This is a genomic window from Burkholderia sp. Ac-20349 (genome assembly GCF_017104865.1).
GTDB lineage: Bacteria > Pseudomonadota > Gammaproteobacteria > Burkholderiales > Burkholderiaceae > Burkholderia > Burkholderia aenigmatica.
Map to the genome: position 1 here is coordinate 1 of NZ_JAAGPM010000030.1, position 13,762 is coordinate 13,762.

The following is a 13,762-nucleotide window of genomic DNA, read 5'->3' on the forward strand; positions in this document are numbered from 1 at the left end:
GGGGGGGGGGGGGGGGGGGGGGGGGGGGGGGGGGGGGGGGGAGCGGGAGGGGGGAGAGGGCGGGAGCCGGGGGGGCGGCGGGAGCCGCGGCTTTGGCGGGTTCGCGTGCTGGCGGCGGCGCGGGGCTGCGGGGCCCAGGGCGGCGCGGGTGACGGGCGCGCGCGGGGCGCGCGAGCTGGCGGAGGGACGCGGGGGGGGGGTGGCGGCCGGCGGCGTCGGGCTGCTGGCGACGCAATGGGCGCGTGCGCTCGGCGCGCGGGTGATCGGCACGGTCGGGTCGGCCGCGAAAGCCGCGCTCGTGCGTACGCACGGCGCCGAGGCGGTCGTCGATTATCGCGAGGAGGATTTTGTCGCGGCGGCACGCGCGTTCGGCGGCGGCGCGGGGGTCGATTTTGCGATCGACGGGATCGGCGGCGACGTGCTGACGCGCACGCTCGGCGCGGTCCGTCCGTTCGGGATGGTCGCGAGCATCGGGCAGGTGGCCGCGATCGGCGCGCGGCAGACGTTCGATCTCGACGAACTGGGGCCGGCGCGGTCGATCGCGCTGTCGCGGCCGAGCGTGCTCGGCTTCATCGCGCGCGACGTGGACGGATATCGGGAGGCTGCACGCGCGACGCTCGACCGGCTGGCGGGCGGGATGCATATGGAGATCGGCGCGCGGCTACCGCTTGAACAGGCAGCCGACGCGCACCGGCTGCTGGAGTCGCGCGCGACGACGGGCGGGGTCGTGCTGCTGCCTTGACGGCGGGCGGATGGGGATCGCGGTGCGGCCCGCTGCTCGCATCGCGATCCACGGGCGACTCAGTGGTGCTTGCGCAGCGGCGCATCCTCGACGAACCACGCGAGCACGAACGCGATCGCGATGACGGTCGCCGCCGCGAGATACACGACATGCAGCGAACCGGCGAACGCATGCAGGTACACATCACGCACGGCATCCGGTAGCTGGTGCACGGCGGCCGGGCCGAGCGCGGGCGGCAGCTCGGTGCCGGCTGGCAGCGCAGCCATCACCCGCGATTGCAGCCCGTGCGAGAACAGCGCACCGAACGCCGCGACCCCGAGCGAACCGCCGATCGAGCGGAACAGCGTCGCGCCCGACGTCGCGACGCCCATGTGCCGGAATTCGACCGTGTTCTGCACGGCGAGCGTGAGCACGGGCATCACCATGCCGAGCCCGATCCCGAGTAGCGCCATGTACGCATACATCGTGTGCAGCGGCGTATCGAGCGTCAGCGTCGACAGCAGCGCCATCGCGATGCCGCCGGTCAGCGTGCCCAGGATCGGGAACATCCGGTACGAGCCGAGCCGCGAGATCAGCCGGCCGCTGACGATCGACGTCACGAGCATCCCGCCCATCATCGGCAGCAGCTGCATCCCGGCTTGCGACGGCGTCGAGCCCTTCACGACCTGCAGGTAGAGCGGGATGAACGTGACCGAGCCGAACAGCGCGATGCCGACGACGAAGCCGATCAGGCTGACCAGCACGAAGGTGCGATGACGGAACAGTTCGAGCGGCATGATCGGCTCGGCCGCGAGCCGTTCTTCATAGATGAAGCCGCCGATCGCGACGACGCCGAGCACGAGCGTCATCCACAGTTGCGGCGACGTCCACGGCAGCAGCGAGCCGCCTTCGCTCGTGAACAGGATCACGCAGGTGAGGGCGGTGGCGAGGAACGCGGCGCCCATGTAGTCGATCCGGTGCTTCACGTGCGCGGTGTGCGGCCGGAACGCGACGCCGATCACCGCGAGCGCGAGAAAGCCGAGCGGCAGGTTGATCGTGAAGATCCAGCGCCATGACAGGTGCTCGACCAGGAAGCCGCCGAGCAGCGGGCCGATGATCGTCGCGAGGCCGTACACGCCGCCGAACATCCCCTGGTAGCGCGCGCGGCGGTCGGGCGGCACCAGATCGCCGATCGCAGCCATCGTGACGACCATCAGGCCGCCGCCACCCAGCCCCTGCAGCGCGCGCAGCACGATCAGCTGCGTCATGTCCTGCGCGACGCCGCACAGGGCGGAGCCCGCGAGGAACAGCACGATCGCGGCCTGCAGCACGATCTTGCGGCCGTACAGGTCGCCGAGCTTGCCGTACAGCGGCAGCACGACGGTGGACGACAGCAGGTACGCGGTGACGACCCACGACAACTGGTCGAGCCCGCCGAGCTCGCCGACGATCGTCGGCAACGCGGTCGACACGATCGTCTGGTCGAGTGCGGACAGCAGCATGACGAGCAGCAGCGCGGCGATGATCAGCCCGGTCGGCGCGTCGCGGCGGGCCGTTTCGGTGGCCGGCGGAGTGAGGAGGGTGTCGGTTGTCATTGAAATATCTGCCATGGCAGGGAATTGTGTCGAACTATAGCCACAGATGATTGACTGGTCAATTTCTGCCCAGCCTCGATATGTTGCAGCCGTAACAGGAGATTGCCGGCCCGAAAAATTGATCGGGATCAGGCGGAAAGCAGGGCCGGACTCAAGTTTTCTGCAGGCAAACCGTAATCCAGAGTGCTGCGGACCGATTGCCGCGGCACTATTCACCGCTCACGTCCCGTCATGAACCTGAACGTCCTGTTTTCCCGTTTCTCGATCCGTACGCGGATCTTCTCCACGCTTGGCCTCGTCGCCGCGCTGCTCGTCGTATCGGGGCTGATCGGCCTCGCCGGCATGCAGAGCTCGAACCGCGCGCTCGACGAGGCCTATACGCAGCAGCTGGCTGCGAAGACCGCGTTGTCGGCGGCCAGCCTGAACCTGACGGTCGTGCGTACGACGCTCGATCGCGCGCTGCTGCATCCGGAAGCGCCGGAAGTGCCCGATCTCGTCAAGAAGGCCGAGAACTATCTTGCGAAGGCCGACACTGCATGGCGCGGCTACGCGGCGATGCCGCACGACGGCGACGAAGGCCCGCTCGCGAGCCGCCTCGACGCCGCGCGTCAGGCGCTGATCGGGCAGGCGTTGAAGCCGATGATCGACGCCGTCCGCGACGGCCGCCGCGACGAGGCCGACCGGCTGCTGATGCAGGTCGCGCCGCCGCTGTCGGTCGCGCTCACGCAGGCGACCGATGCGCTCGATGCGTACCAGGCCGCGCGTGGCAAGGCGGTGTACGACACCGCGCAGACCTATTACGGCTGGATGCGCGTGGGCGCGATCGCGGGTATCGCATTCGGCCTCGCCGCATGCCTCGGCTGCGCGGTCGGCCTGCATTTCGCGATCACGCAGCCGGTGAACCGGCTGCTGTCGCACTTCCGCCGCCTGTCGGACGGCGACCTGACGTCGGAGGTGCGCTGGTCGTCGCGCGACGAGATGGCCGAGCTGGTCAAGGGCGTGACCGGCATGCAGCGCAGCCTCGCGGACACGGTGCGCCAGGTCAGCCAGGGTTCCGAGGCGATTTCGACGGCGACGCACCAGATCGCGGCCGGCAATACCGACCTGTCGCAGCGCACCGAGGAACAGGCGTCCGCACTGCAGGAGACTGCCGCGAGCATGGAGCAGCTGACGGCGACCGTGAAGCAGAACGCCGACCATGCGCTCGAGGCGCAGGCGTGCGCGGACAGCGCGAGCGAGATCGCGACGCGCGGCGCGACGGTGGTCGGCGAGGTGATCGGCACGATGAACGAGATCGACCAGAGCTCGCAGAAGGTCGCCGACATCATCGGCACGATCGAGGGCATCGCGTTCCAGACCAACATCCTCGCGCTGAATGCGGCGGTCGAAGCCGCGCGTGCGGGCGAGCAGGGCCGCGGCTTCGCGGTGGTCGCGGGCGAGGTGCGCACACTGGCGCAACGCTCGGCGTCGGCGGCGAAGGAAATCCGCACGCTGATCGGCGAATCGGTCGAGCGCGTCGCGAACGGTTCGCGGCTCGTCGGCGTGGCCGGCACGACGATGCAGGACATCCAGCAGGCGATCGGGCGCGTGACGGGCATCATGACGGAGATCGCGGCCGCATCGAACGAGCAGCGCGACGGGATCGAGCAGGTGAACCGCGCGGTGTCGCAGATGGACCAGGTGTCGCAGCAGAACGCGGCGCTCGTCGAGCAGGCCGCAGCGGCGGCCGCGTCGCTGGAAGAGCAGGCCGACGGGCTGCGCCGCGCGGTGGGCGCGTTCCGGGTCGCTTGATCGGCCGGGGCGACGACGGGGCGGGCGCTCGCCTGCCGGTCGCCCGCCCGTTACGTCAGACGGCTGCCAGTTGGGCGGCCGCGCGCGACGACGCGACGATCAGCAGCTTCATCGTCGCACGCGTCGCGCCGACGAACAGCTTGCGCGCGGCACGCGCGTCGAGCGTATCGAAGTCGACCTCGGTGAGGATCACGCACGGCGCCGACTGGCCCTTGAAGCGGTAGATCGAATCGAGCAGCACGTCGCCTTCGCGATACTCCGGGTTGCCGAACAGGTCGTACTTGCCGGTGAAGCTCTTGAGCCGGTGCGGGCCGAGCTGGTCGAGCGGCGCGAGCACCGAGCCCTCGCGGCCGCGATACGACAGCAGCGCAATGTCCTGCTTGCGGAAGCCGAGCGACAGCGCATGCGTGATCGCCCGCTTGGTCGCGTCGATGCAGGCGTCGGCCAGTGCGTCTCCCGACGCGCCTGCTTCCCCGTACGCCGACACCGACGGATCCGAACCGTCGAACGGGCTGCCCGAGCGCAGCTCGACCGCCAGTGGCTCGACCCGGCCGACGATGTCGCGCACGAATTCGAGCAGGTCGCGCGGGCTCCGGTAGTTCGTGAGCGCCTTCAGCGTGACCCAGCCCGGCAGCGCGACGGGTTCGCGCATGTACAGGTTCTGCAGCGGATCTTCCAGCCACCACCATGCGCCATCGGGCGCCAGCAAGCGCTCCAGGGCGGCTGCCCACGGCGCGTGGAAATCCTGCCCTTCGTCGACGACCAGCACGTCGAAGCGCCAGTGCTCGGGAATCGGCGTTTCCGCGAAGCGCGCTTCGAGCCGCTCGAACTCGCCGGGCACCTGGAAGTCGGGCGTATAGCCGCCGTCGCGCGCGACCCAGTCGCATAGCTGGTGGTAGTTCGCGATCTTCGCGCCGGGCGGCGCGATGCGCGCGATGTAGTCGGCGAGCGGCCGGTTGAAGCACACGTAGAGCACGCGCTTGCCGGCCGCGACCGCATCGCGCATCGCCTGCACCGCGAGCTGCGTCTTGCCCGAGCCGGCCGTACCGGTGACGCGCAGCCGGAACGGAGCGAATTCGAGCTGGCGCGCCCACGCGGCGAGCCCGCCCGACAGCCGCGTGACGAGCGTGCCGGCCTGCCCGACGAGCGCGCTCGTGTCGGGCGTGAGCGCGAGCTCGTCGGCCAGGAAATGGTGGAGTTTCGGCGCGTTCGGAAAGTGCTCGTCGTCTTCGGGCAGGATCTGCAGGATCACCTGCGCGAGCTGCGCCTTGCGCGACGCATCGACGATGCGGTCGGCCGCGACGCCGGCGATCGACGCGTCGCGGATCGCGTAGTCGGGGCAGTACAGCAGCGCCTCGACGCCGTAGACGCCCGCGCCGAGCGCGGCCGTCAGTCGCCGGTGCAGCGTTTCCTGCGTGCGCGCGAGCTGGATCGGGACATTGCGTTCCTTCTGCAGATAGACCTTCACGAGCCCCTTCGGCGTTTCGCGCAGGAAGCCGGCTTTCTGCTCGATCAGCAGCACGCGGCCGGCCGGGCTCACGACGACGAACGCGGCCTCGCCGAACACCGAGAATGCCTGGTCGGCGCGGGTCCAGTGCACGCCGTGATACACGGTGTAGCTGTCGGGCAGCGCGTGTTCGAGCGCGGCGAGCGTTTCGCGCTCGCGTTCGGCCGCGCCGGTCGCGGCGAGGCTTTTCCAGTCGTCGGGGATGAGGCGGGCCATGGCGTCGGGCGGCGGAAGCCGGCGTGGGCGTGAACGGGTGCGGCTATTGTACTGAGCTATGACCCGGTTCACGACCGCCGTGCCGCGCAGACGCTGGCCGTCCGGAGAAGGACGGCCCGGGGACGTTACCCGCGCGCGAGCCGTTTCGCGAGATCGGCGCTGAGGATCGCCATGCGCGCGGGCTTTTCGTAGCAGACGACGTCGAACGCGCGGATCACTTCGCTGATGTCGGCCTCGCTCGCGCGGCCGGTGAGCAGGTCGCCGGTCAGCACGAAGATCGGCGCGCCCGGGTTGTCGGACGTGCGCACCGCCTTGATCGCGGTGGCGGCCGTGCTGTCGTCGAACAGCCATTCGGTCAGGACCGCGTCGAACGCCTGGCCCTGCAGCGCGTCGACGAACGGCGCGAGGCCGTCGAATGCGGCCGTCGCGAAGCCTTGCCGTTCGAGATAGCGGCACAGCTCGGTCGCGCTGACGCGATCGGGGTCGATCACCGCGACGACGAGCTTGTCGTTCTCCGCGCGGCGTGGATAGATCTCGATCTTGTGCACGTCGTACGCGTTCTGGTACAGCACGCCCGTGTGGCGCAGCACGCGCCAGCGGCCGTTTTGTTCATACGCGACGAACTCGGGGCGAGCGCCGGCTTCGAGCGGCGCGCCGATCCATGCGGTGCACGGAATCTCGGCGACGCCCGCATAAAGGACGGCTTCCTGCGAATAGGCGCCGACCATGCCGGGGTCGAGCGTTTGCGCGCCGAACAGCTGGGCGGCGGGTTCGCCGTATGCTTCGGCGACTTTCTTGATCTGCGCGAGCGTCCAGGGGCTGCTGCCGCGCAGTTTGCGATGGCCTTGCGAGAAACTCAGGTCGAGGATGCGGCACAGCTCGGTGGTCTGCTGGCGCTTGCCGATGCCGTTGCGGGTCATCAGCTCGCGCACGCGCTCGGCAACCGCGAGGGAATCCGTGGTGATTGCTTCAGTGGTCATGCTACGGGAACGGATCGTGACGTTCAGAACGACGCCTTTCGGCAGTCTCGACGGACAGTCTTCAAGACGTCCAGGGGCGAGCCGACCGGCCACGCGCGGAAAAGATAACTTTACCGCAAAATGGTCGTCATTCAGCGCCGTGAAAGGTGCGTTTGTGTGAAAGGTGTGTCACGACGTTACCGTCGCGGTTCGTATCCGGATGCATTAACGCCTGACAGGAAACAATGACGACAACTTATCCGCTGCACGATGCCCTGACCCTCGCCGGCACGCCATTCCCGGCAGAAGCCGACGTCGTGATCGCGGGTGCCGGCATCATGGGCTGCGCCGCCGCGTATTACCTGGGCCTGCGCGGCCTGAAGGCCGTCGTGCTCGACAAGTCGCGCATCGCCGGACAGCAATCGACCCGTGCGTGGGGCTTCGTGCGGCAGCAGGGCCGCGAAGCGGCCGAGGTGCCGCTGATGATGGCCGGCATGCGGATCTGGGAGCGGCTAGAGGAAACCCTCGGTTTCGATCTCGAATGGCGGCAGGGCGGCTGTCTTTATATTGCGGACAACGAAACGGACTGGGCGTCGTTCAACGCGTGGCTCGCCGTCGCGCGCGAGCACGGGCTCGACACGCGTACGCTGACGCGCGCGCAGATCGACGAGCGCGTCAGCGGCCTTTCGTCGCAGGCACGCACGCTCGGCGGGCTGTACACCGCGACCGACGGCCAGGCCGAGCCGCGCCGCGTGGCCGCCGCGTTCGCCGCGCGTGCCGCCGAGGCGGGCGCATGCTTCTTCGAAGGCTGCGGCGTGACCTCGATCGAGACGGCCGGCGGCGCGGTGGTCGGTGTCGTGACCGAGCGCGGCACGATCCGCACGCGGCGCGTGATCTGTGCGGCCGGCGCGACCAGCTTCCGGCTGCTCGACGGCGTCGGCATCCGGCTGCCGCAGCAGGCCGTCCGCGGCACCTGCATGCGCACCAATGTGGTGCCGCCGGTGTCGGCGTCGACGGTGTGGGGGCACGGCCTCGGCATCCGGCAGCGCAAGAACGGCGCGATCAATCTCGCCGACGACATGCAGGTCGACGTCGACCTGACGCTCGGCCACCTGCGCGGACTGAGCCTGTTCTGGCCGGAGTTCTGGTCGCAGCGCGACAAGTTCCGGCTGCACGTGAACGGGGCCGCGTGGCGCGATGCGCTTGCCCGCATCAACGGGGCGGCCGGGCCGATCGAGCCGCGCGATCCGCAGCCGCAGCCGAATCGTGCGCATGCGCCGCGCGCGCTCACGAAACTCAAGACCATCTTCCCCGCATTGAAGGACGCGCAGATCGTCGAAGCCTGGGCCGGCCTGATCGACGTGCTGCCCGACGGCATTCCGGTGATCGATGCGCCGGGCACGCCGTCCGGGCTCGCGATTGCGACGGGGTTCTGCGGCCACGGTTTTGCGATGGGGCCGATCGTCGGGCGGCTGCTTGCCGAATGGGTCGACACGGGCGCGCCGTCGCTCGACCTGTCGGCGTTTCGCGCGCGGCGCTTCGTCGACGGGACGATGGTGCGACCGCGCAGCATGCTGTAGCAGACGAAGCGACGCGATGACGTCGGCCGGTCGCGGCCGACCCATCGTAGAATCGAGCCCGCATCCTTCAGGAGATTCCCCGTTGGCAACGCCTTCCGCCCAGCGCCGTTCGTTGCGCTCACGCCTGCGTCGCGCCCGCAATCCGTGGCAGGCACCGCGTGCGCGCACGCTGTTCACGCGTCCCGCGACGTCGCCGCGGCGCACGCTGATGTTCCGTATCGGCGCGGTCGTGCTGCTGTGCACGCTCGCGTTCCTCGTGCTGTATCTCGATCGCGACGGGTTGCGCGATTCGACCAAGAGCACGCCGATGACCGTCGCCGATCTCGTGTACTTCACGATGGTGACCGTCGCGACGGTCGGCTACGGCGACATCGTGCCCGTCACCGCACGGGCGCGCCTGATCGATGCGTTCTTCATCGTGCCGATCCGTATCGTCATCTGGTTCATTTTCCTGGGCACGGCGTATCAGTTCGTTATCCAGCGCGTCATCGAGGAATTCCGCATGAAACGCCTGCAGAAGCAATTGTCCGATCACATCGTCGTATGCGGTTATGGCCTGTCGGGGTCGATCGCGGTGCGCGAACTGCTCGAGAGCGGCGTCGATCCGGCGACGCTCATCGTGATCGATTCGCAGCAGCAGGCGATCGAGGCTGCGACGTCGCTCGGCGTGGCGGGATTGCTCGGCGATCCCGCGCACGAGGATCTGCTGCAGCAGGCACAGGTGCGTGAAGCGAAGGCCGTGATCATTTCCGTGACCGACGATCCGACCGCGATCCTGCTGACGCTGTCGGTGCGCAGCATCGCGCCCGATACGAAGATCGTCGTGCGGATCCAGGAGAACCTGTACCAGCGGCAACTGCGGCAGGCGGGGGCGGACGTGATCGTGTCGTCGACGAAGATCGGCGCGCTGCTGCTCGCAGATGCCGTGCATAGCCGCTACATCGTGCCGTTCGTGAACGACATGCTGTCGACGCGCGGCCGCGCGACGCTGCTGGAGCGCGAGGCGATGCCAAGCGAGATCGGCTGCCTGACGAACGTCGTGCCGGGCGCGATCGTCGTCGGGCTCGATCGGTGCGGGAAGATTTATTCGTTCTACGAGGACCCGCCGTGCAGGATCGAGGCGGGGGACACGCTGGTCGTGATCCAGTCGGCGCGAATTCCCGATCCGGATATTTGATGGGCGGGCGTTCTGGAAAGTCTATCGATGCCCATGATTTGATGGCGAACGGTTTCGTGATTTCGCGTTTTTTTGTCGTGTGGGCGCCGTGCAGGCGATCTATGGCAACGTGAATCCGCGCAGATCGATATCAAATGCGTCGTCGAGATCCCTTTAACGACTTCGGCAGGGACTCGACGCTTGTTGTTGTGACGAGTGTTATCGGATGATCGTGTTGCAAAACCGCAGTCGCGACGAGACAGCGTAAGCAGCATGCCAGCGTCCCGGGTCGAGTGCGGTTTCCGCGGCGGTAATCGCATTGGGCGCGCAACATGTGCTTGGTATACTTCGACGTCTTCCCGCCTTCGACGCTATTCCTGCATGCCCAGTTCCGATACTTCGGCCAAGCGCCAGCCCACTGCCAAACGTACCAGGGGACGCCCGTCCGGCACTGCGCACGTGGGTTTCGATTCGCTGCTGCGATGTGCGCGGCAGCGGTTCGCCAAGCAGGGCTACGCGGCAACCAGCGTGCGGGAAATCGCCGGTCTGGCCGGTGTCGATCCCGCCTTGATGGCGCATCATTTCGGGTCGAAAGAGGGGCTGTGGACGGCGGTCGTCGACCAGCTGGCCGCGCAACTGGCACCGTTGATCGAGATGACGAAACAGCTCCGCAACAGCCGGATGTCGCCGGTCGAACGGATCAGGCAGGCATTGACACTGTTCATCGACAACGTGTTCGCCAACCCGGATATCGGCATGTTCTTCTCGACCGCCACGACGGAGCACGGCGAGCGCTTGAACGTCCTCGTGGAACGGTTGCTCGGCCCCTATCGTGATGCGTTCATTCCGCTTCTCGCGGATGCCATCGAAGCCGGAAAGATGAAGTCTCACGATCCCGAGCTGATGCACGCGATGATCGTGAATGCGATCAGCAATACGATTTCGTATGGCCACGTGTTCGCGAAGTTTTCAACGCTGCCCGACCACCCTGAAAAATTCAAGCAAGGCGTCCTGGATATCGCAATGGGGCTGCTGCGATAGCGTGGCCGTCGCGCCGAAGTGCCAGGTGCGACGAAATTCCGGCGAGGTGCGTGGTGATGAAGGTCGCGGGGCCGGCGCATCATGCGGCCGAGCGGGCAGCCGCTGTCACGCGGCATTCGCGCTTGCCTGGCATTGAGCCGATGCGGCGCTGTGCCAGGCAGTCTCGGATTCGTCGAACGTCGCCAACAGATGGTCGATGAAGGTTCGCACCTTGGCCGGCAAGTGGCGACGGCTGGGGTAGACGATGCCGAACGTGGGCGAGGGCGCCCAGTAATCCGGGAGAACTCGCTTCAGCGTGCCTTTCTCGAGTTCCCGCTGAACCAGTGCGGGATGGATCAACGCGATGCCTGCGCCCGACAGGACCATCTGCATCAGAAAATCGATATTGTTGGCCACGACGGCCGGATGGCACGTGATCGTCACGGTGCCGTCGGCACTGTCCAGTTGCAGCTCGGATTTGCCGCGCTGGGGGCCCGAGATCGCGAGGTACGCGTGCTCGGCCAATTCCTCCGGGCGCGTCGGTTCGCCGCGCCGCCGAAGATAGTCGGGGGATGCGCACGCGATGAGCGGCGAGCTGAAGACCGCGCGTGCGACGAGGCTCGTGCATGACAACGACGACAGGTCGAAGATGCCGGCATCGTATCCGTCTGCGACCAGATCGACCGGGCGATCGACCAGCACGGGAACGGGAACCACTTCCGGGTACGAATCGCAATAGTCTCGCAGGCACGACGACAGGTGCCGCAGCGAAAGGCCGACGGAGACCGCTACGCGCAGGGTTCCGGACGGCGTTTGCGTGGGCACCGACACCGCGTGCTCGACTTCGTCGAGCTTCGCCAGAATGTCGCTGACGCGCGTGTAGTACGTCTTCCCGAAATCCGTGAGCGACACACTCCGCGTTCTGCGGACGAGCAGGCGCCTTTCCAGTTGTTCCTCGAGCCAGTTGACGCGACGGCTGATCATCATTTGAGAAATGCCGAGGCGGGTGGCTGCGCGGATGAAGCTTCCGTCGTTCACGACCTGTACGAACGACCGCATCGATTGAAGTTTGTCCATTTCGGTTTCCGGGTTCACGTGTCGTTTCCGTCCCGGACATATCGCGCCCGGCAATCGACGTGCTCGGCATGTGCTTGGGAACGGTCGTTGGCATCGTTCGCCAACATTATTCAACACGTGTTGAATAAAATGATAGCGCAAAAATGCTCATGCGTGAAGCGTGCCCGCGCTCGCTTCCCGCCGTCATGTCCGCCACGACGGCTCAGCGCGTCGATCGGGGCGGCGGTAGCACTTTCGACACGCTCGCCAGGTTCGACGCCGACCCTTCGTCCGCGCGGTTCAATCGCTGAATTCCGTCGCCCACCGGCGCACCTGTCACCTCGTTGCCCCGATCTGAGTGGCACTTCTATCCGCTGTCCGTTCTGCCATGTGAGCGCCGCTTGCGCCTGGCTTGGCGCTGCCTCGAGCGTGCCGTCCTGCCGCATGGCGCGACGATCGAACGGTTGACAGCGTCGCGACGGATGCCCTACCATCGCATTAAATCAACAAGTGATGAATAAATTTCGACCATGAGGATTCCGGCCATCGGGGACGGATAGCGCGCAGCGCGCTCTGCTTCCGCCCCGCACGACAGGCGCCCGGCAACCCGGGTGGCATGCCTACTCCATCGGGTGGAGGTCCCGTCGCATCGCACGCGTCATTCGTACGGGTGATTCGTTGCGTCGGGTCGTGCGTTAACGGGCGCGATATTCTGGACCGTTAACGTCCTTTCTTATAGATCAGTACACCTACTGAATGGGTGGGAGTCATGCTGCGCGCAGAAATCGTTGAAGGCGGTGCGATTTGCCGATTCGACGTTGCGTGCGGCGGATCGTATGCATGTCGCGATGGCGGATGCGCCACGCAGGCGTCCATATGGATCGACGAACCGGACTTGTCGTTCAGCCCGGCGCACCGAGGGGCTTCCCCAGTGGCTGCCGGATTCGCAACGTTGAGAGTGAGAAACATGAAACGAACAGTGAGGGATGTTGTATGTACCGGATGATCATTCCCAAGAGAAGCGCCTTGCTTGCGACGTGTGTCGTGGTCGGGTCGATGGCCGTCGCCGGATGCCAGAAGAAGGAAGCCGCGGTGGCGGCCGTCCCCGAGGTCGGCGTGGTCACGCTGCAGCCGCAGGAGATCACGCTCAAGTCGTTGTTGCCGGGTCGGGCGAATTCGTGGCGTGTCGCCGAGGTGCGCCCGCAAGTCAACGGCGTGATCAAGCGGCGGCTCTTCGTCGAAGGCGACGACGTCAAGCAGGGGCAGCAGCTTTACCAGATCGACGATGCGCCGTACAAGGCCGCGTACGAAAAGGCGCGTGCCGCACTGGTGTCGGCGCAGCATCTCGCCGAGCGTAATGAAAAACTGCTTGCCGACAACGCGGTGAGCCGCCAGCAGTACGACGACTCGGTGTCCTCGTATCGCCAGGCGCAGGCGGATCTCGATACCGCGAAGGTCAACCTGGACTACACGAAGGTCTACGCGCCGATCGCCGGGCGTATCGGCCGCTCGCTCGTGACGGAAGGCGCACTGGTCACGAACGGCCAGGCGCAGTCGATGGCCGTCATCACGCAGCTCGATCCCATTTACGTTGACGTGACGCAGTCGTCGTCCGACATGCTGCGCCTGCGCAAGGAACTCGCCGACGGTCAGTTGCAGACCGTCAGCGCAGGGGCAGCCAGTGTCGGACTGTTGCTCGAGGACGGCACGTCGTATGCGCACGGCGGCACGCTGAAATTCTCCGAAGTCAGTGTCGACGAAGGCACGGGCTCGGTGACGTTGCGTGCCCAGTTCCCGAATCCGGATCACCAGATCCTGCCGGGCATGTTCGTGCGCACGAAGCTCGACGAGGGCGTCAAGCGCGACGCGATCCTGGTGCCGCAGCAGGGCATCACGCGCGATACGACGGGCACGCCGGTGGCCTGGGTCGTCGATGCCGACGGCAAGGTGCAGCTGAAGCAGCTCGCGGTGGACCGGACGGTCGGCAATACGTGGCTCGTCCGCTCCGGGTTGAATGCGGGCGAACGCGTGGTGACCGAGGGCGTGCAGAAACTGCAGCCGGGCATGAAGGTGGTCGCGGTACCGGCGACGAACGTCCATGTCGACCTGGGTGACGCGCGCATTGCCGCGCCGTCTACGGCAAACGGCAGCTAGTCGGAGC

9 protein-coding genes and 1 pseudogene are annotated in these 13,762 nt (G+C 67.0%); 6 read left to right on the plus strand and 4 right to left on the minus strand.

Features of this window, described 5'->3' with window-relative positions; all coding sequences use genetic code 11:
• Nucleotides 1–202 precede the first annotated feature (202 nt).
• Nucleotides 203–742: pseudogene (locus tag G3N61_RS12990) on the plus strand (zinc-binding dehydrogenase); the annotation flags it as partial.
• A 59-nt stretch (nt 743–801) separates the two neighbouring features.
• Here the strand turns inward: G3N61_RS12990 and G3N61_RS12995 are convergent.
• Complete coding sequence (locus G3N61_RS12995; RefSeq protein ID WP_205822616.1) at nt 802–2,316, minus strand: MDR family MFS transporter; 1,515 nt, start codon at nt 2,314–2,316, stop codon at nt 802–804.
• Between the two features lie 231 nt (nt 2,317–2,547).
• Between G3N61_RS12995 and G3N61_RS13000 the strand changes: the two genes are divergently transcribed.
• Entirely contained in the window at nt 2,548–4,107 is a 1,560-nt protein-coding gene (locus tag G3N61_RS13000; protein WP_043177246.1) for a methyl-accepting chemotaxis protein, read from the plus strand.
• Nucleotides 4,108–4,162: 55 nt separating this feature from the next.
• Here G3N61_RS13000 and G3N61_RS13005 read toward each other — a convergent pair whose 3' ends face one another.
• Both G3N61_RS13005 and G3N61_RS13010 read right to left on the minus strand, forming a co-directional pair.
• Nucleotides 4,163–5,830 carry an ATP-dependent helicase gene (locus G3N61_RS13005; protein WP_089452558.1) on the minus strand — a complete coding sequence of 556 codons (1,668 nt, stop codon included), beginning with the start codon at nt 5,828–5,830 and terminating at the stop codon, nt 4,163–4,165.
• Nucleotides 5,831–5,955: 125 nt separating this feature from the next.
• Nucleotides 5,956–6,810, minus strand: a complete 855-nt coding sequence (locus G3N61_RS13010) for a helix-turn-helix domain-containing protein (protein WP_043177243.1) — start codon at nt 6,808–6,810, stop codon at nt 5,956–5,958.
• Nucleotides 6,811–7,034: 224 nt separating this feature from the next.
• Here G3N61_RS13010 and G3N61_RS13015 point away from each other — a divergent pair, with 224 nt between their 5' ends.
• From G3N61_RS13015 to G3N61_RS13025, 3 genes are all read left to right on the plus strand, one after another.
• The gene (locus G3N61_RS13015) at nt 7,035–8,369 is read left to right on the plus strand and encodes an FAD-binding oxidoreductase (protein ID WP_205822617.1); all 1,335 of its coding nucleotides are present in this window, start codon (nt 7,035–7,037) and stop codon (nt 8,367–8,369) included.
• An 82-nt stretch (nt 8,370–8,451) separates the two neighbouring features.
• Complete coding sequence (locus G3N61_RS13020) at nt 8,452–9,546, plus strand: potassium channel protein (protein WP_043177239.1); 1,095 nt, start codon at nt 8,452–8,454, stop codon at nt 9,544–9,546.
• Between the two features lie 360 nt (nt 9,547–9,906).
• Nucleotides 9,907–10,566 (plus strand): TetR/AcrR family transcriptional regulator, encoded by a 660-nt coding sequence (locus G3N61_RS13025; protein ID WP_043177224.1) that lies wholly within the window; start codon nt 9,907–9,909, stop codon nt 10,564–10,566.
• A gap of 105 nt (nt 10,567–10,671) precedes the next feature.
• Here the strand turns inward: G3N61_RS13025 and G3N61_RS13030 are convergent, their stop codons facing one another.
• A complete protein-coding gene (locus G3N61_RS13030; protein ID WP_241017727.1) occupies nt 10,672–11,763 on the minus strand; it encodes a LysR family transcriptional regulator in 1,092 nt (363 codons plus the stop codon).
• Between the two features lie 864 nt (nt 11,764–12,627).
• On the opposite strand from G3N61_RS13030, the gene G3N61_RS13035 reads away from it, so the two are divergent.
• A complete protein-coding gene (locus G3N61_RS13035) occupies nt 12,628–13,755 on the plus strand; it encodes an efflux RND transporter periplasmic adaptor subunit (RefSeq protein WP_277405097.1) in 1,128 nt (375 codons plus the stop codon).
• Nucleotides 13,756–13,762: the final 7 nt, after the last annotated feature.

Bases quoted from the DNA above. Each gene is read 5' to 3' on its own strand.
- G3N61_RS13025 (WP_043177224.1), top strand. From the start codon at position 9,907: ATGCCCAGTTCCGATACTTCGGCCAAGCGCCAGCCCACTGCCAAACGT.
- G3N61_RS12995 (WP_205822616.1), bottom strand. From the start codon at position 2,316: ATGACAACCGACACCCTCCTCACTCCGCCGGCCACCGAAACGGCCCGC.
- G3N61_RS13015 (WP_205822617.1), top strand. From the start codon at position 7,035: ATGACGACAACTTATCCGCTGCACGATGCCCTGACCCTCGCCGGCACG.
- G3N61_RS13005 (WP_089452558.1), bottom strand. From the start codon at position 5,830: ATGGCCCGCCTCATCCCCGACGACTGGAAAAGCCTCGCCGCGACCGGC.
- G3N61_RS13000 (WP_043177246.1), top strand. From the start codon at position 2,548: ATGAACCTGAACGTCCTGTTTTCCCGTTTCTCGATCCGTACGCGGATC.
- G3N61_RS13010 (WP_043177243.1), bottom strand. From the start codon at position 6,810: ATGACCACTGAAGCAATCACCACGGATTCCCTCGCGGTTGCCGAGCGC.